The 18,012-nt window shown below is 58.4% G+C and carries 16 protein-coding genes; 4 read left to right on the top strand and 12 right to left on the bottom strand.

The features are described 5' to 3' along the window. Window positions 1-176: 176 nt before the first annotated feature. From ACQRAP_RS07285 to ACQRAP_RS07240, 10 genes are all read right to left on the bottom strand, one after another. Window positions 177-644, bottom strand: a complete 468-nt coding sequence (locus tag ACQRAP_RS07285; RefSeq protein ID WP_427795256.1) for a metallophosphoesterase family protein — start codon at window positions 642-644, stop codon at window positions 177-179. Between the two features lie 93 nt (window positions 645-737). After that, complete coding sequence (locus ACQRAP_RS07280) at window positions 738-1,454, bottom strand: LytR/AlgR family response regulator transcription factor (protein ID WP_154518646.1); 717 nt, start codon at window positions 1,452-1,454, stop codon at window positions 738-740. A gap of 72 nt (window positions 1,455-1,526) precedes the next feature. Then, window positions 1,527-2,870 carry a histidine kinase gene (locus tag ACQRAP_RS07275; RefSeq protein WP_154518643.1) on the bottom strand — a complete coding sequence of 448 codons (1,344 nt, stop codon included), beginning with the start codon at window positions 2,868-2,870 and terminating at the stop codon, window positions 1,527-1,529. Beyond that, the gene (locus ACQRAP_RS07270) at window positions 2,867-4,054 is read right to left on the bottom strand and encodes a glycosyltransferase (RefSeq protein ID WP_427795254.1); all 1,188 of its coding nucleotides are present in this window, start codon (window positions 4,052-4,054) and stop codon (window positions 2,867-2,869) included. The genes ACQRAP_RS07275 and ACQRAP_RS07270 overlap by 4 nt, the downstream gene beginning before the upstream one ends. A gap of 170 nt (window positions 4,055-4,224) precedes the next feature. After that, a complete protein-coding gene (locus ACQRAP_RS07265) occupies window positions 4,225-5,484 on the bottom strand; it encodes an MFS transporter (RefSeq protein ID WP_427795252.1) in 1,260 nt (419 codons plus the stop codon). 101 nt (window positions 5,485-5,585) lie between these two features. Further along, window positions 5,586-6,530: a zinc dependent phospholipase C family protein gene (locus tag ACQRAP_RS07260; protein WP_427747822.1), complete on the bottom strand. Its 945-nt coding sequence runs from the start codon at window positions 6,528-6,530 to the stop codon at window positions 5,586-5,588. Window positions 6,531-6,622: 92 nt separating this feature from the next. Beyond that, on the bottom strand, window positions 6,623-7,357 hold the full coding sequence (locus ACQRAP_RS07255; RefSeq protein WP_154518631.1) for a LytR/AlgR family response regulator transcription factor: 735 nt from the start codon (window positions 7,355-7,357) through the stop codon (window positions 6,623-6,625). A 39-nt stretch (window positions 7,358-7,396) separates the two neighbouring features. Further along, window positions 7,397-8,782 (bottom strand): sensor histidine kinase, encoded by a 1,386-nt coding sequence (locus tag ACQRAP_RS07250; RefSeq protein WP_427728891.1) that lies wholly within the window; start codon window positions 8,780-8,782, stop codon window positions 7,397-7,399. Between the two features lie 117 nt (window positions 8,783-8,899). Next, window positions 8,900-10,177, bottom strand: coding sequence for a metal-dependent hydrolase family protein (locus ACQRAP_RS07245; protein WP_154518625.1), 1,278 nt, complete (start codon window positions 10,175-10,177; stop codon window positions 8,900-8,902). A gap of 131 nt (window positions 10,178-10,308) precedes the next feature. Next, window positions 10,309-11,760 carry an APC family permease gene (locus ACQRAP_RS07240; protein ID WP_427728889.1) on the bottom strand — a complete coding sequence of 484 codons (1,452 nt, stop codon included), beginning with the start codon at window positions 11,758-11,760 and terminating at the stop codon, window positions 10,309-10,311. A 565-nt stretch (window positions 11,761-12,325) separates the two neighbouring features. On the opposite strand from ACQRAP_RS07240, the gene ACQRAP_RS07235 reads away from it, so the two are divergent. After that, window positions 12,326-13,156, top strand: coding sequence for a C39 family peptidase (locus tag ACQRAP_RS07235; RefSeq protein ID WP_427728886.1), 831 nt, complete (start codon window positions 12,326-12,328; stop codon window positions 13,154-13,156). Between the two features lie 426 nt (window positions 13,157-13,582). Here the strand turns inward: ACQRAP_RS07235 and arcC are convergent, their stop codons facing one another. After that, window positions 13,583-14,545, bottom strand: a complete 963-nt coding sequence (arcC, locus tag ACQRAP_RS07230; RefSeq protein WP_006235166.1) for a carbamate kinase — start codon at window positions 14,543-14,545, stop codon at window positions 13,583-13,585. Window positions 14,546-15,147: 602 nt separating this feature from the next. On the opposite strand from arcC, the gene ACQRAP_RS07225 reads away from it, so the two are divergent. The 3 genes from ACQRAP_RS07225 to ACQRAP_RS07215 all read left to right on the top strand — a co-directional run bounded on the left by ACQRAP_RS07225 (window position 15,148) and on the right by ACQRAP_RS07215 (window position 17,694). Further along, on the top strand, window positions 15,148-15,570 hold the full coding sequence (locus tag ACQRAP_RS07225) for a hypothetical protein (protein ID WP_427719521.1): 423 nt from the start codon (window positions 15,148-15,150) through the stop codon (window positions 15,568-15,570). Then, complete coding sequence (locus ACQRAP_RS07220; protein ID WP_055310074.1) at window positions 15,567-16,091, top strand: hypothetical protein; 525 nt, start codon at window positions 15,567-15,569, stop codon at window positions 16,089-16,091. The genes ACQRAP_RS07225 and ACQRAP_RS07220 overlap by 4 nt, the downstream gene beginning before the upstream one ends. 241 nt (window positions 16,092-16,332) lie before the next feature. Beyond that, the gene (locus tag ACQRAP_RS07215) at window positions 16,333-17,694 is read left to right on the top strand and encodes an ATP-binding protein (RefSeq protein ID WP_427795251.1); all 1,362 of its coding nucleotides are present in this window, start codon (window positions 16,333-16,335) and stop codon (window positions 17,692-17,694) included. On the opposite strand, the gene ACQRAP_RS07210 is transcribed toward ACQRAP_RS07215, so the two are convergent. Next, complete coding sequence (locus ACQRAP_RS07210) at window positions 17,691-17,873, bottom strand: hypothetical protein (RefSeq protein ID WP_427729279.1); 183 nt, start codon at window positions 17,871-17,873, stop codon at window positions 17,691-17,693. The genes ACQRAP_RS07215 and ACQRAP_RS07210 overlap by 4 nt on opposite strands. Window positions 17,874-18,012: the final 139 nt, after the last annotated feature.

Here is an 18,012-nt window from a genome sequence, read left to right as displayed (position 1 = left end):
GGCCCCGGAGACCCTCCCTGCCGTCACTATGTTCAACCAGTTTTGCGGGCGTGCGCCGCTGCGCGGCTAGCCCGCGTGCTCCTCGGCGGGGTTGGTCTGATTGTTCTTGTTGAAGCTCGGCCTTTGGCTCAAAGAAAAACGGGGGATGCAATCTGCATCCCCCGTTTTTGTTGCGTTTACTCTAGGTCAATAAATTTGGTGCTGAGAATCTTGCCGTCTTTGACGAGCATTCTGGCCATGGTGGGGCCTCGGGTGCCTCTGGGGTAGCTAGCACTACCGGGGTTGAGGACCAAGCAGCGGCCCACCTGGGCCTCTTTGGTTACGTGAGTGTGACCGTTGATGGCTACGTCCACGGATCCCACCGGGAGGTCTTCGCGGTAGTGGGCTACGGCAAACTTAAGGCCCTCGTAGCTAAAGAGCGCCAGACGGTCCACTTCGGGGCCGTAATCACAGTAGTAGTCGTTATTGCCCAGAACCGCTCGCACGGGGGCAATGGTTCGCAGATGTTCGTAGTCCATCTCCGACGTAAGATCGCCGGCATGGATAATCAGGTCCGCGCCGCTCAACTCATCTAAAAGCGCGGGCGACAGATAACCGTGGGTGTCCGAGATGATGTCGATACGCTTGGCGCTTGCACTGTTCATGGGATCCCTTTCGCAAAACGATTTGGTGCATTCATACAAAAGCCCCGCGGCTCCGCAGACGATTTTGGTCTACAGGGCTGCGGGGCCGGTGTGCTAGAGGCTCAGGGCCTTCTTGAGCGGTACGACGCGACGGCGCGAAACCGGTACGCGTTCGTCGACGCCCGTAATGCCCAGCTGGATAGCGCCCGAGGGGACCGTCTCGACGTCGGTAACACACGCCAGGTTAACGATATAGCGGCGGTGAACGCGGAAGAAGCCAAAATCACAGAGCTTGGCCTCGAACTGTGCCAGCGAGGTCGTCGACAAAAAACGGTCGTCGACGGTATAGATACAGGAGTAATCGTCCTTGGCCATAATGAAGCGAATGTCGTCCACGGGGATGAGCACCTTGCGGCCGCCCTTCTCCACCGGGATGCGCTCGATGGTCACCTTGCTGTCCGCAACGGGCTTCGTGCGCTGCATGACCTTCTCGATTGCACGATCCAGGCGGGCTTCCTCTACCGGCTTCATCAGATAGTCGACGGCATCCACATCAAACGCCTCAACCGCATGATCGCTGTACGCGGTCACAAACACGATCGCCGGCGGATTCTTAAGCTTATGCAGCGCCTCGGCAAGTTGCAGACCCGAAGCGCCAGGCATCGAAATATCGAGGAATACGACATCAACGCGACTCTCCATAAGCATCTCGATGGCGGAGCGAACGCTCGACGCTTCTGTGATCGTGCCGATCTTGCCCGTCTGCTCGAGCAAGAAGCGAAGTTCCGAACGGGCCGGGGCCTCATCATCCACAATCATCGCACGCAGCATGGGGATAAAACCTTTCGTCAACAAACTACATCGGGCATACGCCAACCGGCGTTAAGCCCGTGACCAATTATTCTACTCTTGAATGTCGAAGATGCTCTCCGACAAATCGAGATGTAGGAGCACTTTAGCGCCCTTACCCGGCGCCGATTCGACGCGCGTATAGGAGTGCGGCCCATAAAAGCGATGAATGCGCTCCGAAATATTGTGCATGGCAACGCCGGCGCCGCCACCCTGCGGGGAGCTGGCGTCGGGACGGGCAGAGCGCTCGTCAAACAGTCTGGCAGCGATGCCCTCGTCCATGCCCACACCGTCATCGGCCACCGAAATCAAAATCGCATCGTCACCATCCCTGCGCACCGTCACGTCAATCTTCAGCGCACTGGCATCACCCATGCCGTGACGCACGGCGTTCTCGACAATCGGTTGGATCACAAATGCCGGAACCAGCGTGTCCTCGACGTCCTCGGACACGTCAAAGGTCGCCAGCACGCGATCCTCGCCAAAGCGCGCCTTCTCAAACGTCAGGTAGCGCTTGGTCTGTGCGACCTCGCGCGACACGGGAATGAGCGAGCCCGAATTGTCGAGCGTTGCGCGATAGAACGAGGAGAACTCGCGCAGCAGCTCGCGGGCGCGCAGCGGGTCGGTACGCGTAAACGATGCGATGGTGTTGAGCGTGTTGAACAGGAAGTGCGGGTTAATCTGCGCCTGCAGGGCACGCACCTCGGCACGGGCCGTGAGCTCCTTTTGCACCTCGAGCTCGTGAATGGCGAGCTGCGTGGACAGGATTTCGGCAAAACCCGAGGCGAGCGCATACTGGGTACGGTCGACGGCACGCGGGGTCTTGTAATAGAACTTGAGCGTGCCGACGGTGCGGTCGCCCACCTTGATGGGTGCGATGATGCCAGCGGGGACCTGGTTGTGTGAGCCATCCGAACCCACCACGTCCACCACACGGTTGAACGACTGGACGATACCGTGTTCGATGACGTAGCGCGTGGCGAGCGTATGAATGGGAGAATTGGGCAGCAGCTTTTCCTCAAACTCGCCCGCGCAGGCCAGTACGTTGCTCTCGTCGGTAACGGCAACTGTCATGGCGCGTGTCTCGGGCAAAATGCGCTGGCACACCAGACGTGCTGACTCCTGCGTCAGACCGCCTTTAATGTCCTCGAGCATGGCCGAGGCCACCGAGAGCGTCTCCTCGGTGTACTGCGAGCGAACCGAATCGGGATTGAGCGTCAAAAAGAAAAAGATACACAGGAAGATGCATAGCAGCGTACAGGCGACCACGGTCGCGATTGGATCGATTCCAGTCGCCAGGGCAAAAACAAAGTACACCAGCACACAAATGGCGCAGGATACGGCAATGATGCGAAAGATTGACATTGAACTATCGCGCTGGGCGCGGCGGTCGATCATTCAGTCCCCTCCAGGATGCTGGTCAGCTGGGCGTCACGCCAGAGCCCATCCATAATCTTGGGCCAGAAGCTCTGGAAACGCAGGTAGCTTGCGGCGTTTTGGCGTGCGTAGGTCCTGGCCTCGTCAATACCGTGGCGCCAAATGCGTAGGTATCCCTCGTGCTCGCGGGTAAAAATGCTGCGGACCATGGCAGTCTTACGCACGCGATCGTCAAGCTCGCGCGAAATCCACGGGCCCGGATAGGGCATGAGAGACGCGGCTGTAACGGGAATGAGCTCTTTCTGATGCGCGGCAAACGTTAGCTTGGCACGTTCGTAGTACCAACGGTACACGTCCTGCATAAAGCGCGGCGAGCGTTTCTCGGACTCGGGCGGCAGATGGCGCACGGTCCACTCGTTATCAAACCATACGTCGTAGCCAAATATGCGCATATTAAAGAGGTAGTCCAGGTCCTCGCCACGAGTGATAAACGGGTCAAATGCCACGCGGGTAAAGGCGCGGGCATGGAGGGCCATAAGGCCGCCGCACACATAGTTTGAACGCGAAATACGGGTACCCGAGAGCGCCTTTTTCATCCAGCGATTGAACTCAATACGCTTGGTCCACCAACGGTGGCAGATGCCCACCTTGTCCGTGGGGGCCAGCGGCGATCCGTCTCGATCGTAAAAGTAGCCGCTCTTAACCAAGATCGGCAGGCCCTGACGCGTCTGCTGCCCCAACGCGTAAGTCGCGCGTTTCATAAAGTCGGCATCGATGACAGTCTCGTCGTCATCCAAAAAGATGACGGCATCGTGACCCAGCACGGCGGCACAGGCAAGTCCCATATTGCGGATGGCGCCATAGCCGCGCAGGCTCACGCATTCTCCCGAACCCTTGGGCGCAATCTGCGCTACGCGGTCGGCGATACGCGATGCCTGGGTATTGGTGACTACGGTAACTTTGAGCGTAGGGTGCGCGTCGACGATTTCGCGTACGCGCTTCGACACATCCGCCGTGGCCAAGATGGGACAGACCACCAAAAGGATGATTCGCGGAATATCGCGTACCTGCTCGAGCGAAGCAAGACAGCGATCGAGCTCGGGATTGGCGGCGTTGAGCTTCGTCGAGTGGTCATAGACACCGGGAGCGTTTGCATGGGCATCATCGCCCGCCCAATATGTTGGAATCACAACCGTGGCGTTCATGCCTTCCCTCCCTGCAACACAAAAACGAGGCGCCGCCAAACACAGGCGACGCCCCGCGACCTAGCTGATTCCATCATACCCACTTGGGCAAATCATTGCTCGCAAGTCGCAATGTTTATTGCGGATAACCCCAAAAGAGTACCGCGGACAGGCACAATAGCCGCTCGCTCCTATGCGGCATGCTCTGCCGCTCGAGTCATGCGAGACAGGCGGGCCAGCAGCATAAAGCCAACGATCAGCAGCACAGCAATGGAAAGAACGCCCAGCGACGGGTTGCCAGTCAGCGAGGTGACGACCGACACCAGAAAGGTGCCCATAACGCTTGCATAGCGCCCAAAGATGTCAAAGAAGCCGTAGTACTCGTTGGACTTTTCCTTGGGGATGATGCGGCCAAAGTAGCTACGGCTGAGTGCCTGCACGCCACCCTGGAACAGGCCGACCATAATGGCAAGCACCCAGAATTCAAAGGCGGTCTTGAGGAAAAACGCGGCGAACAGCACAATGCCCATGTAGGCGGCGACCGCCACCAGGATCATGTTGAGCGTGCCCACGCGTCCGGCGAGCTTGCCGTAGATGATGGCGGACGGAAAGGCCACGAACTGTGTAACGAGCAGGGCCAGTACCAGCTGGGTCGAGTCGATGCCCAGAGCCGAACCGTAGCTGGTTGCCATGGAAATGACCGTGTGTACACCGTCGATGTAGAAGAAGAACGCGATCATGTAGACCAGCACGGTCTTGTTGTGGGCGATCTCGCGCATGGTGTGTACGACCTCGGAGAACACGCCGCCCACGATGTGGCCGATGGTGTCCTCGGGACCGCGCTCGCGACCGTACTTTTGCTTATAGGTGCGAATGAGCGGCAGGGTAAAGATGAGCCACCAGGCGCCAGTGATGACAAACGACAGACGCGTTGCCAGCATGGTGGGGACGCCAAGAGCGGGACCACCCATGATAAGCGCCAGGCAGATGATGAACGGCACGGTGGAACCGATGTAGCCCCAGGCATAGCCCGAGCTGGACACGGCGTCCATGCGCTCGTCGGTGGTAATGTCGGGCAGCATGGCGTCATAGAACGTCATAGAAGAGTTAAGGCCGATGGTGCACAGCACGTACACGGCCAAAAATGCCATGGCGGACATTGGGATAGCCTGCGCCAGGCAAAGCACCAAGCCCGTGAGGAAGAAGCCCAAGAAGAACTTGATCTTGTTGCCGGCGTAATCGGCAAGCGCGCCCAGAATGGGCATGAGCATGGCAATGACCAGCGAGGCAATCGTCTGCGCGCTACCCCAAGCGACCACCAGGTCGGCCGAGGAAGCACCGGTATTGATGGCGTTAAAGTAGATGGGCACCACCGAAGTGTTGAGCAACACGAGGGCCGAATTGCCCACATCGTACATAACCCAGTTACGCTCGAGCTTGGTGTATTTCATGGACAGGGACCCTTCGTATTCGCCCGATATGCAGTCAGTTCATCGTACCCCAATTGCACAGAGGCACCGGTAAGGATTCGGCAAAGGGACACGCACGAACCCTACTCCTCGCGGTCGAACTCTTCGTCAGCGCCGAGTACGCGACCGCTGTAATTGACGTGGTTGGTCACGGCCTCCATATCGCCGGTCTCGATAAAGCGGGTGACCGTGCACTCGTAATCGACCAGCGCGCGGTCAAAGACCTCGGGGAAGCTCTCGTTCGAGACCTCATCGGTAAAGGGATTCTTCCACGTCAGATGGCCCAGATTGCCGGTGCGCTCGGGCGGCTCGGTCGTCACGCGGTGAGCAAGGCCATCGAGCAGGGAGTAGTCGTGTACTAGGCCCTCGACCAGGGCGATTGCACGCGTCTTGACCGAGCCCGCCGGTTCAATGGCGCGATAGAGCAGCTGCATGTCGGCAACGGCGGCACCGTACTCCCCCGCTGGGATATCGATACCGTACACACGCCCGGCAACATAGCTCATCAGCACGCCGGCCACGCGATTGATGCGGTCGGTGGTGACGATCTCGCCCGCCGGCGGATAGTCCTCGACCGTGGCCCCGTCGCGCTTGAGCTGCAGCATCAACACGTCCAGGTCACTTTCGAGCACCGCATGGACCTGGCTGCCCGAATCCCCCAGCTCGGGATCGGACTCGACAATGCCAAACTGCTGCTCGTAGACAAAGGGGTGGGCATTACGGTCGAGCACGTAGTGCGACAGCAGGCCCAGCGCAAAGGCGCGGCCCAAGTTGGCATCGCGCGGGAGCAGATGGGACACGCCGTCGCGCAGGCACGAGAACTGGCGCGACATGCGCGAGCGATGCATGGCCTGCGCCAGCAGCGTGCAGTCGGAAACGCGCGGCGTCAGGATGTGGAAGAAAAACGGGTCGGGACCCTGGTTGCCCAGGATAAAGGCAATGCGTTCCTCGTCGGACGTAATGACGCCCTGCGGCAGACGATCGATGCTTTCCTCGCCAAACAGATGATGCGTAATAAGCGCAGGCATAATGATCCTTTCGATTTCATTCGATGTCACCCATTATGCCCACCGCGCGGCCATGCCAAACCCGCGTCGGCAAACGATGGCATGCGGACCGTCTACACAAGCCCCAGGCGCGCCTTAACCTCGGCAGCGCGACGACGGGACACGGGCACCGTCGAGGTTACGCGATCGAGCCTGAGTTCCATAAGGCCCGTAGAACCGATCTCGACATTGTGCACGTCTTCCAAATTGACCAGATAGCTGCGGTGGACACGGATAAAGCCCTCGGAGGCCAGGCGCCGCTCGAGCGATGAAATCGACTCATTGATCAGATATGTTCCCTCGGCGCAGACGGCGTTGCAAAAATCGGCGCGCGCCTCAAAGTAGCAGACATCCGCCACGGGAATGAACACCTTTTTACCCCCACGATCCACCGTCAGGCGCAAAGGCTGGCGCGGAGCATGGACGACACGGCGAGCGCCCAGGGCGGTCTCGATCTTATCGAGCGCCTTTGACAGGCGAGCATCCTCGACCGGCTTTACGATGTAATCGACGGCATCGAGGTTATAGGCATCGGCCGCATACTCGGCAAATGCCGTCACAAACACCACGACCGGCGGTGTCTTTAGGTTCTGAAGCGTCTCGGCAAGCTCAATTCCCGAGCGACCGGGCATAGTAATGTCTAAAAACAGCACGTCAGGCTTGTTCGACAGAATCGATTCCACGGCTTCGGTGACATTGCCCGCCTCGGCAATCTGGCCCACACGCGCATCCTTTTCCAACAGATAACGTAGCTCAGCCCTAATTGGAGGCTCGTCATCAACCACCAAGATGTTCCAGCCTTCGGACATATGCGCTTCCCCTCTTTTTTCTCTCAATCCAACCGCGTGCTACACCGTTAGCGGCGCCGGCTCATGCGGCTCGCCGTTCAACTCAACGATGACCTGCGTTCCCACGCCCTCCTGGGACTTCACACGCATGCCAGAATCTTCTCCGTAAAAGAAATGGATGCGCTGAAGCACGTTGAAGAGCGCCAGGCCGCAGCCTCGCTTGACGGAGCCGTCGGCGGTAATGCTTTCGGGCTCCTCTCGGCGATGCTGCTCAAACAGATGCGCGCAGACTTCTTCGCTCATACCGATGCCGTCATCTTCGACGATGATCTCCAAGCCGTCATCGGTCTCAAAAGCCCTAACACGAATGGAAAGCGGCTCGGTCTCGCGCTGCGCATGCTTGATACAGTTTTCGAGCAGCGGCTGCAAGATAAACGGCGGCACCAGGCTGTCGCGCACCTCAAAGTCGATGTCGACCGAAACGCGCAGACGGCCGTCGCCATACCGGGCCTGCATAAGATTGATATAACGGGTGCCCTGTTCCACCTCGTGCTCGAGCGTGGTGAGCGTATCGGAGTCAGAAAGCGTCTGACGATAGTAGTTGGAAAAGTCGATCAGCAGCGATCGCGCCTTGTCGGGCTCGGTTCGAACGAGCGAAACGATCGTGCTAATGGTATTGAATAGAAAATGCGGATCGACCTGCGACTGCAGAGCGCGGAGCTCAACGCGGGCCGTGAGCTCATCCTGGCGCTCGAGCTCAAAGCTGGCGAGCTGCGTGGAAATGAGATCGGCAAAACCCGAGGCAAGCGCCGTCTGGCGCATATCGATGCTGCTCAGGCGGGGGTAATACAGCTCGAGTGTGCCCACGCAATGACCACGCACGCTAAGCGGCGCGACAATACCGGCACGCAGGCGGGGAAAATAGCCGCCCGTCTCATTGGAGGCATCACGCGAAAACACGCTCTGCTCGCCCGTCTCAATCACGTTGAGCGTGGTCTTGAGCACTACCGGGGTTCCGGCAGGGCACTTTGCCGAATCCTCGCCCCAGCTTGCCAGCACCTGCCTGCCGTCAGTAAAGCAGATGGCAGAAGCGATGGTCTCGGACAGGATGATTTTAGAGGCACCCAGGGCCGCTTCGGGCGTAAGGCCGCGCGACGTGTAGGCAAATATTTTTGATGCGATGGCGAGCGTGCGGTCGGTTGCGCTCGATGTGAGGTCATCGGGGACCACAAAGACATACGAGAAGAAGAAGCACAGCATGACCAGGCCGGCAATAACGACAACGCCTGGAACGGGATTGGGATTATCGGTTAAATCCCAGATAAGCAGCAAGATAAGCGCCGGAACGACAACACCGAGTAGGATGGCCTGAACCACATGCTGGGCCGTACGAAAGACCTTGGTAGAGTTGTAACTCTTGCCCAGAATCAGCCTATTGAGATCCACCGTCATCCCCTCTTGTCCGTAGCACCGATAGCAATAAAGAGGGCCGCAAGCGACCCTCTCCATTGCATTATGCAATCAAAAACTGTGTTTTACATCCAGCCATCGACTAACGGTAGCTTAGGCGCTGTACTTGTTTGGCTCGCCGAAGGTGCCGGCCTCGACAATCCAGCCGTCCTTCATGATGACGTCCATGTTGTCGGTGTTGAGCACGTGGATGTCGGCGGCGACGTCACCGTTGACGACCAGCAGGTCGGCGCACTTGCCGGCCTCGATGGAACCGGTCTCGTCTTCGATGTGGCACATCTTGGCACCGTTGAGGGTGGCGCAGGTGATGGTCTCGACCGGGGTGAAGCCGATCTTGTCGACGAACTCGTACATCTCCTCGATGGAGCAGGTGCCGTACGGGGTGACGAAGGAGAAGGAGTCAGAGCCGATCGTCATGACGACGCCGCGCTTCTTGGCCTCGCGCAGGCAGTCATAGTTGCGCTGCAGCTCCTTCTCGACCAGGGTACCCTCGTACTTGTCGTGCAGCTCGGGGACGTAGACGGGAGGATAGGTGGCGTACCAGGTGGGCAGGAAGGCGATCGTCGGGGTGAAGAAGGTGCCCTGCTCGGCCATGAGGTCCATGGTGCGCTCATCGATATCGAAGCCGTGAATCAGCTGCTCGCAGCCAAAGCGAACGGAATCGTAGGCGGCGGCGTGGTTGTTGTAGCAGTGGCTCCACACGGGGATACCGACCATCTTGGCCTCTTCGACCACGGCCTGGATCTCCTCGGAGCAATAGTGCTGGTCGCGACCGGAGTCCCAACGCCAGATGCCGCCACCGGTAGCCCAGATCTTGATGGCATCGGGGTTCTCGCGCAGGCGACGACGGACGGCCTTGCGCAGATCCCAAGGACCGTCGACCTGGTCGCCCCAGGGATGGGATTCCTTGTTGAGCTCCTGGGTGCAGTGGTGGGAGTCACCGTGACCGGCAACACGGCAGAAGCCGAGGCCGGTGGCCAGAACGCGCGGACCCTTAAAGACGCCCTTGTCGATGCAGTCGCGAATCTGGATACCAAAGCGGCCGATCTCGCAGACGGTGGTGAGGCCGTGGGTGAGGCAGTCGTAGGCCTGCTTGACGGCGACGGCCTGCTTCTCGAGGAGCGGCTGCATGACCCAATCGGTGTCATCGTCGGTCAGGTTGCCCGAGAAGTGCAGGTGGGTGTCGATCAGGCCGGGAAGGACAGTCTTGCCGGCGGCGTCGATAACCTCAACGCCCTCGGGAAGGTCCTGCATAACACCGGCGTACTCGATCTTGCCGTTATCGTCGACGAGAACGAGGGAGTTCTCGACCGGCTCGGCACCGGTACCGTCGATGAGCTTGCCGCCAACGATTGCATACTTAGTGGACATGGTTCCTCCTTATGGATCCATATAGTGGGTGAGGCCGTGTTGGGTTAAGGCCTCACAAAGCTACCCAAGTGATGCCGGGTTCGGTACGCGGGAGAGAGGGCACCGCGCACCCAATCCGCCCCGGCTCAGCGTTACTTTTTGCGGGAATTGGTGAAAGCCATGAGAGCCAGGCCAATAGCCAACCAGCCGATCACGATGCTCCACTCCACCATGTTGAGGGAGGCGGGAGAGAACGGAATCACGAGCAGGCCGATGATGATGGCGCAGGCAGCGATGGCGAGGCTGATGCCAAACTTGCCGCCGGGCACCTCGTAGGGACGAGGTAGGTCGGGCTCGGTGAAGCGCATGCGCAGGCAGGCAAGAGCGACCATGCCGCAGGAGAAGATGAAGGCGAGAGCCGACACATTGGTCAGAGGGATGAGCATGTTCTTGCCCAGGAACGGACCGACGACGGTGATGATGGCCAGAACGACGCAGGCGAGCTTGGGAGCACCGGAATTGGGATCGACCTCGGCAAACTTCTCGGGCAGCTGGCCCTTGCGGCCCATGGCGAGCATAATGCGGCTCGTGGCGCCGTAGAAGGAGTTCATCGGGCCCATGGGTCCAAGCGTGGCGATGACGAGCATGGCCAGGTACAGGAGCATGTTGATGCCCTTAAGACAGGCAAGCGCGGGAACGGGGCTCTTAACAAACTCATGCCAGTCAAGGATAGTGCCGAACGAGTAAATGCAGACCATGTAGAAGCCGCCGGCGGCCAGCAGGGCCAGGGAGATGATCTTGCCGAACTTGTTCCAGTTAAGGCCCTCGGCTGCTTCCTCAGCCTGCTGAGGAATGGTGTCGAAACCGGCGTAGAAGAACGGGGTCAGAACCAGGACCGACACGATACCGGCGAACAGGCTGGTGCCCTCGGTGGCGGCCTTACCGCCGCCAGCACCGGCGACCTGGGAGAACACAGGCATGGCGTTGTTCGGCGAGCCGGTGAACAGCGAGACGCCCATGGCGAGTAGCATGCCGCAGAGCAGGGCCTTGGTCAGGAAGGCTTGGAGCTTGGCGGCCGAGCTGGCACCGCGGAAATTGAGGAAGATGACGTAAACTGCAAAGCCGAGCGCGATCAGCGTCGGGAACAGGTAAACGTCGGCGCCCAGGATGGTGTAGAGCTTGATGGCGCGCAGCCACTCAAGACCGGGCAGGCTACCGAACATCTCGGACACGAGAGTCGAAATGGCAATGGCCTCCCACGGGCACAGGATGCCGTTGCCCAGGGCCAGGAGCCAACCGGTGATGTAGCTCAGTGTACGGCCAAAGCTACGATCGACATACTCGACGATGCCGCCCGAGATGGGGATAGCAGCCGTAAGCTCACCGAAAACAGCTCCGACGGGCACGAGGAAGATTGCACCCAAGAGGAATGCGATCATAGCGGGAACGGGACCGCCGCCCACGACCATCCAGTCGCCGACCTGCAGAACCCAACCGGTACCGATGATGGCACCGAAACCGATGGTGAAGAAGTTCCAGAGCGAAAGCGTTTTCTTCATGCCGCCGGTATCCTCGACTGCAACTTCTGCGTTCTTGTCCGCCATTGTTCCCCTCCTTTCCTTTCTGACGCCCCTTGGCGTCACCCCTTGCACGGCCTGTTTTGCCGCGCACTTTTTATTTCATGGCTTTAAGATACGGCCTTGGCACAGCAACGCCACTCGTAGCTCGACCGAAGGCAGAACTGCAAAACGAGCGGCGCCGTTTTTGGGACGAACGGCACGGTTTGCCGCTCATTGCTGCCGCCCGCCCGACGGGCGTACGTTCATCGAACGCATAGAGAGATGTTTTTGAAGCCGTGTGTTTTGCGCCTTTCGTACCGTTTACCGAGCTTTCGACGCGCAGGCCCATTTGTTGCACATCTTTTTTGTAGGATAGACAGGTTATACATGAGACAAGGCGGTACGAATGGCATACGGATATAACGACGGTGATCAACGGCGACAAAGCGTTCGCCTTGCTGGCCGTACCACGCCGACGCCCAGAAGTGCCACGAGCAGCAATCCGCAACGCCCTCAAGAGCAACCCAGGCCTTCGTCTCGGCAGCAGACAAGCAGAACACGGCAGAGTGGCCGTCCGAGCATAGGCACAAGCGCGCAGCAAGATAGCCGCTTGGGCGCGCGCACTCGACAGCGTCAGGCCGAGGTTCCGCAGCTGCGCCGCAACGGCGTACGTCAGCCCGGCATCCATATCAACCGCTTCTTTTCGCATCCCCAAGGCGGACGCAACGGCAAGCCTTACCGCTCGACATCGCACGTGAATGCCCCCGCCCTGCCGGCTCGTCGACTTCGCCTCGCACTGTGCTCTATCCTCACCTGTCTGGTCTTTGTGTTTATGAGCTCCTGTATGTCCCACGGCTTGGCCGGTCTCGAGCCCACCGCCGAGGACAAGCTGCTCAAGGCCCCCGTCGCGCCCGGTTATTCTTTCGCCTTTTCGACCCCGCGCTCGCAATGGCAAGCCGGCACGATGCCCCATATCTATCAGATCGACCCTGCGTGGTCGGAGCTGCCTTACGCCGGCGGCACCATCCGCCAAAATGCCTGCGGGCCTACGTGCCTCACCATGGTCTACATCTTTAAAACGGGGCGCACCGATATGACGCCGGTCGATACGTGCACCCTTTCCGAGGCGGGCAACTATGCCCCCACCGGTGCCACCGAGTGGTCGTTTATGACGAGCGGCGCCGCGCAGCTGGGGCTTAACGGGACGCAGCTCCATAACGATCGCGACTCTATGACTCAGGCGCTACGTTCGGGAGCGCCCGTCATCGCCGCCGTTCGGCCGGGCACCTTTACCAACGTGGGCCACTACATTGTGCTTTACGGTATTGACGGCGCCGACCAGATTGGCGTCTACGACCCCAACTCGGCCAGCCGCAGCGCCCGCCGCTGGGGCGTCGTAGAAGTCCTTAACGAAGTCGAAGCCATGTGGGCCTACTACTAGTCATTGGGGACAGACTTAAATGATTGGTCGTTGGGGACGGCCCTTGCGGATGCCGCTCGTGGGCGGCCATGCCGGCTGCCCCACACCGCCAGAAACTGCCAGCATGGAAAACGTCTCCCACTTTGGAGCTCGATTACGGGATGCACTTTCCGCGCACGGCCTGTTTGGGAAACTGGGGGCCACTTTTCGATCAAATTCCGGGATGTATTTTCCGGTTGAGGGCCATAGGGAAACTGCATCCCATTTCGAACGCCGATTCTGGGATACAGTTTCCCGCTGCTGATCGATGCGACCTTTAGAGAACGTCCCCAATGACTAGGTGAATAGCAAAAGCCCCGCAGTCGGAGCGGACTGCGGGGCTCATGAAGAGAGGCTAGTTTGTGGGCGCTTTGCCTGGCGCCCACAAGAGAGGCAACAGAGTAGAGACTACTCGTGGATGCGGGTACCGGAGAGGCCGGCCATGGTCTCGGCGGCCTTGTCCAGGGCGCCGATAATGCAGGTGCGGCCCTTGCGGGAACGGGCGAACTTGATGGCAGCACGGACCTTGGGCTCCATGGAACCCTTACCGAACTGGCCCTCGTCGGCCAGGCGCTCGGCCTCGTCGGCGGTGAGGTCCTCGAGCTCCTCCTGGTTGGGCTTGCCAAAGTTGATGGCGACATGCTCAACGGCGGTCAGCAGGAACAGAACGTCGGCGTCGCAGTCCTCGGCCAGCAGCTCGCCGCCCAGGTCCTTGTCGATGACGGCGGGAACGCCCTTGTAGCAACCCTTGTTCTCGTAGTCGCGGACGACGGGGATGCCGCCGCCACCGCAGGCGATGACGATGAACTCGTTGTCGAGCAGGTTGAGGATGGAGTCGGCCTCGACGATCTTCTTGGGATCGGGGGAGGCGACGACGCGGCGCCAGCCGCGGCCGGAATCCTCGACGAAGACCTTGGAGGGATCCTCGGCCATGAACTCCTTGGCCTGCTCCTCGGTGTAGAAGGGGCCGATCGGCTTGGTCGGGTTCTTGAACGCGGGATCATCCGGATCGCACTCGATCTGGGTGACGACGGTGGCGGCGTGCCAACGCTTATAGCGCTTGTGCATCTCGCGACCGATGCCCTGCTGCAGGTGATAACCAATGTAGCCCTGGGACATGGCGCCGCACTCGGGCAGCGGCATCTCGGGGGTGCCGATGGCGTCGTGGGCGGCAGCGAAGGCATTCTGGATCATGCCGACCTGCGGGCCGTTGCCGTGGGTGATGATGATCTCGTTACCCTGCTCGATGAGACCAAGGAGTGCGTGGGCGGTGTTGCTCACGGCCTCGATCTGCTCGACGGGGTTGTTGCCGAGGGCGTTGCCGCCAAGGGCGACGACAATACGATCGGGCTTGCCAAGAGGCTTAGACATTGCTGGAATCCTTTCTGTAAAAGGCCTACATCCCATTAATAACCCACGTCCGTGCAATACGCGAGTTTATTAAGGTTTATATTCTCTTTATCGCTCATTTTATTCATTTTGAAAACAGTTGAACGGTGAACGGTCGTTTTTACCCGTTCAGCGTAAAGATGCCCAGCTCAAGCATATCTAAGCTATTTACGTGCGACTTTATTTTGATAGAGCAGGGATTAGACCAGATTATGCAGACTATATCTTTGCTAAACACAAAACAGACAGCGCAATATCTTACTCGCACTATACGAGATTCTATGCACTAATTGGACGAGTATGCAGCCCTGCAATAACATGGCGTTTTTCATCCAACTTAAGGAATAGACAAGTGTTCATACCGCGCGTCGGCCGGTAGCCGGCGAGCCGTCTCGTCGATTGCCGCTTCCAGAAATTCAAAAACTGATATTGCGCGCGCAATTGCGGCATGGTACTTTAGCGAGGAACAGCACGGGCTGGGGCGACAGAGATCTGTCGTGAAGTTTGGGTTCGGCGACCCCGCTGCTGTCTTCTCCTTATCCGCCAGCGAACCCCTTGAGCGACGGATTGAGGAGGTCCTTACTATGACAAAAATGCTCAAGATCACGCTAAATGGCGAGACGTTTCTCGCCGACATGCTCTGGGACAAGGCTCCCGAGGCATGCAAGCTGTTCGAATCGTCCTGTCCGGTCGAGTCACGTATCTTTTCGGCCAAGATCTGCGATGCCGAGGTAACCTATCCCGTATCGGGCCCCATCGCCAATTACGAGCACATCGAGAACCCCGTCTTTCACGAGCCGGCGGGCGCCGTGAGCTGGTATGGTGGCTGGTCGTCAATTTGCATCTTCTTTGACGTGTGCGAGCCCTTTGGCACCTGCAGCATGTTCGCCCGCATCTGCGAAGCCGACCGCGAGCGTTTTGCCGCCGCCTGCCGCAATGTCTGGGACAACCAGGGCATGTACATTAAAAACGAAATCGTCGAGATCGAAACGGAGGCCTCAAGATGATGGATATCAACACCCTGCTCACACTCGACCTTGCCGAGTACACCACTGCACTTGAGGCCCTCGCCGACCAAATGATGCTCGAGGAACCGCGCGATATCGACTACATGCGCCGCCGCAAGCTCGACACAGGCCGCGAATTCGCCGTCTGGAACTTCACCGTCGGCTACTGTATGAACGCCGCCGACGCCCTCTCCCTCTTGCGTGCCCAGGCCAACGAAAACGCCAACGACGGCACCGCCGACCTCGCAACAATCAACAACAGTGCCGCGCGCCTGTGCGACTGGTTCTCGGGCGCCTTCGACGTCACCGGCAAAATGGACGACACGACGGCAATCCTCGCCCACAGCCGCGACCTCTACGCCCAGGTAGAGACTCACGAACAGTTCGCGGCCCTCACACGCGCCACCGAGCGCTATCTGGTCCAGCTCCAATTTTGGGTCGACCGCCAGATTCCCTGGCCGGCTATTAGCGACCTCGTCCACGGCTACCGCCTACGCACAGAGAGCGGCGAGACAAGGTAAACCGACCAGGAAGGCCAACAAAGTCCCATCGCGGAACCAAAAGTAAGAATCAGAGGGCTGGAGACGCACACAGCAGCGTCTCCAGCCCCTTCGCAAAGTAGAGCGCTGTTTCAGTGGCTTTGAGACCTTATCGGACCTTTGCTATCTTCCAATTTTTGTATATTTACGCACGCTATTATCCGCAAATTTTTGTATGATTTCAGGCAATTCTATCTGCCAATTTTTGTCATTTGGGGGTTTTATGCTACGCCGTAAGGTCACTGATAAGCTTTTGAGCTGGAAGAATACCTCCAATAAGGCATTACTTGTTACTGGTGCGCGTCAGATCGGCAAGAGCTATGCGATTCGCGCGTTCGGAAAAAGCAACTACGCTTCGTATTTTGAGGTCAATTTACTACTCAATGTCGAGGCAAAGAATGTGCTTATTGGCGCAAAGAACTCCGTTGACTTCATCAACCGCGTAGCCCTTCTTGCGAATGCGCCGCTTGTTGAGGGGAACACGCTTGTCTTTGTCGATGAGATTCAGGAGTATCCGCAGATCGTTACACTCATGAAGGCGTTGGTCGAGGATGGGCGCTTTAGCTATGTCTTCTCGGGGTCTATGCTTGGGACTGAGTTTAAGGGAATCTCTTCTTTTCCGGTGGGGTATGTCGAGCACATTGTTATGCGCCCAATGGATTTTGAAGAGTTTTGTTGGGCAAACAGCGTCAGCGAGAATGTGCTTGCCGGTATTCGCAGCTGCCTTGTCGAGAAGCATCCTGTCGAAAACTATATTCATGAGGCGATGCTCAAAAACTATAGAGCATATATCATTTGCGGCGGCATGCCGGAGGTCGTTCAGAACTATATTGATTCGGGTTATTCGCTCGTGAGCACACGTGAGCTTCAAACTCAGCTGGTCGATCAGTACAAAAGCGATATCTCAAAATATGCATCGACTCGAGCGTTTAACGTTCGGTCGATTTTTGAGCAAATTCCCGTTCAGCTTGAGGCGGAGTCCCATCGCTTTGTTGTTTCGTCTCTGGGTGAGGGAGCTCGCCTTAAAAAATATGAACAGGATTTCCTGTGGCTTGTTAACGCAGGTGTTGGATTGATGGTCGCCAGGGTGACGGAGCCACGGAGTCCTCTCAAGAGGACGGAGAAAACGACAGCCTTCAAACTATACGAGTCTGATACAGGCATGCTAGCATCGCGGTACCCCGGCAGCACTGCACGCGCCGTCTATCTTGATATGAAAACTCCCAACCTTGGTGGTCTCTATGAGAACGTGGTCGCGCAGGAACTTGTTGCCCTCGGGGCGGATGCATGGTACTACCAAACGCGTGAGGTCGGTGAAGTTGACTTTGTAATCGAAGGCGCCCACGGGCATGTTGTCCCAATCGAGGTCAAATCGGGTAAGAAGGTTCGAGCGCACGCGGCCCTCGATCGTCTGATGAGTGTGGGCGAGTACAAAATTCCCGAGGCCGTTGTACTGAGCCACGAGAACCTCAGCAAAGAGGGCAAGGTTCTGTATGTTCCAATCTACATGACGTTTTGTCTTGATGAGTTTATGGAAAAGGATGACCCCAATAACGATTTCTCGTTCGCGCCCATATCTCTCTAGCCATTTGAATCTGCAATCCAGCCCCGCCCACGCATCAATGCATTTCCCAAGGTGCTGCGCGTTTCGCGGCAAAGCCGCGAAAAAGCAAAGGGATAAGAAGCGGCAACAGCCAAATCCTCCATCCATCCCCAAAGTAGCGCGACTTTCGCGGCAAAGCCGCGAAACAGCGAAAGGGGCAAAAGGCCCCCTCAGCCACGTCCTTCATTCAGCCCCACAATCCGAGGACGTAGTCGTAGCAGGATCTGAGGGCTAACCTTCGCGGACATTCCGCAGGACGAAAGAACCCCCGCCGCACGTAGTGTGAACTGCCTCCCATTT

Source organism: Collinsella sp. SGI.180 (assembly GCF_050313455.1).
Taxonomy (GTDB): Bacteria; Actinomycetota; Coriobacteriia; order Coriobacteriales; family Coriobacteriaceae; genus Collinsella.
The sequence above is the reverse complement of the archived record's forward strand: the minus strand, read 5'-3'. Positions and strand labels throughout refer to the sequence as shown.

Bases quoted from the DNA above. Each gene is read 5' to 3' on its own strand.
- ACQRAP_RS07285 (WP_427795256.1), bottom strand. From the start codon at position 644: ATGAACAGTGCAAGCGCCAAGCGTATCGACATCATCTCGGACACCCAC.
- ACQRAP_RS07280 (WP_154518646.1), bottom strand. From the start codon at position 1,454: ATGCTGCGTGCGATGATTGTGGATGATGAGGCCCCGGCCCGTTCGGAA.
- ACQRAP_RS07275 (WP_154518643.1), bottom strand. From the start codon at position 2,870: ATGATCGACCGCCGCGCCCAGCGCGATAGTTCAATGTCAATCTTTCGC.
- ACQRAP_RS07270 (WP_427795254.1), bottom strand. From the start codon at position 4,054: ATGAACGCCACGGTTGTGATTCCAACATATTGGGCGGGCGATGATGCC.
- ACQRAP_RS07265 (WP_427795252.1), bottom strand. From the start codon at position 5,484: ATGAAATACACCAAGCTCGAGCGTAACTGGGTTATGTACGATGTGGGC.
- ACQRAP_RS07260 (WP_427747822.1), bottom strand. From the start codon at position 6,530: ATGCCTGCGCTTATTACGCATCATCTGTTTGGCGAGGAAAGCATCGAT.
- ACQRAP_RS07255 (WP_154518631.1), bottom strand. From the start codon at position 7,357: ATGTCCGAAGGCTGGAACATCTTGGTGGTTGATGACGAGCCTCCAATT.
- ACQRAP_RS07245 (WP_154518625.1), bottom strand. From the start codon at position 10,177: ATGTCCACTAAGTATGCAATCGTTGGCGGCAAGCTCATCGACGGTACC.
- ACQRAP_RS07240 (WP_427728889.1), bottom strand. From the start codon at position 11,760: ATGGCGGACAAGAACGCAGAAGTTGCAGTCGAGGATACCGGCGGCATG.
- arcC (WP_006235166.1), bottom strand. From the start codon at position 14,545: ATGTCTAAGCCTCTTGGCAAGCCCGATCGTATTGTCGTCGCCCTTGGC.
- ACQRAP_RS07225 (WP_427719521.1), top strand. From the start codon at position 15,148: ATGACAAAAATGCTCAAGATCACGCTAAATGGCGAGACGTTTCTCGCC.
- ACQRAP_RS07220 (WP_055310074.1), top strand. From the start codon at position 15,567: ATGATGGATATCAACACCCTGCTCACACTCGACCTTGCCGAGTACACC.
- ACQRAP_RS07215 (WP_427795251.1), top strand. From the start codon at position 16,333: ATGCTACGCCGTAAGGTCACTGATAAGCTTTTGAGCTGGAAGAATACC.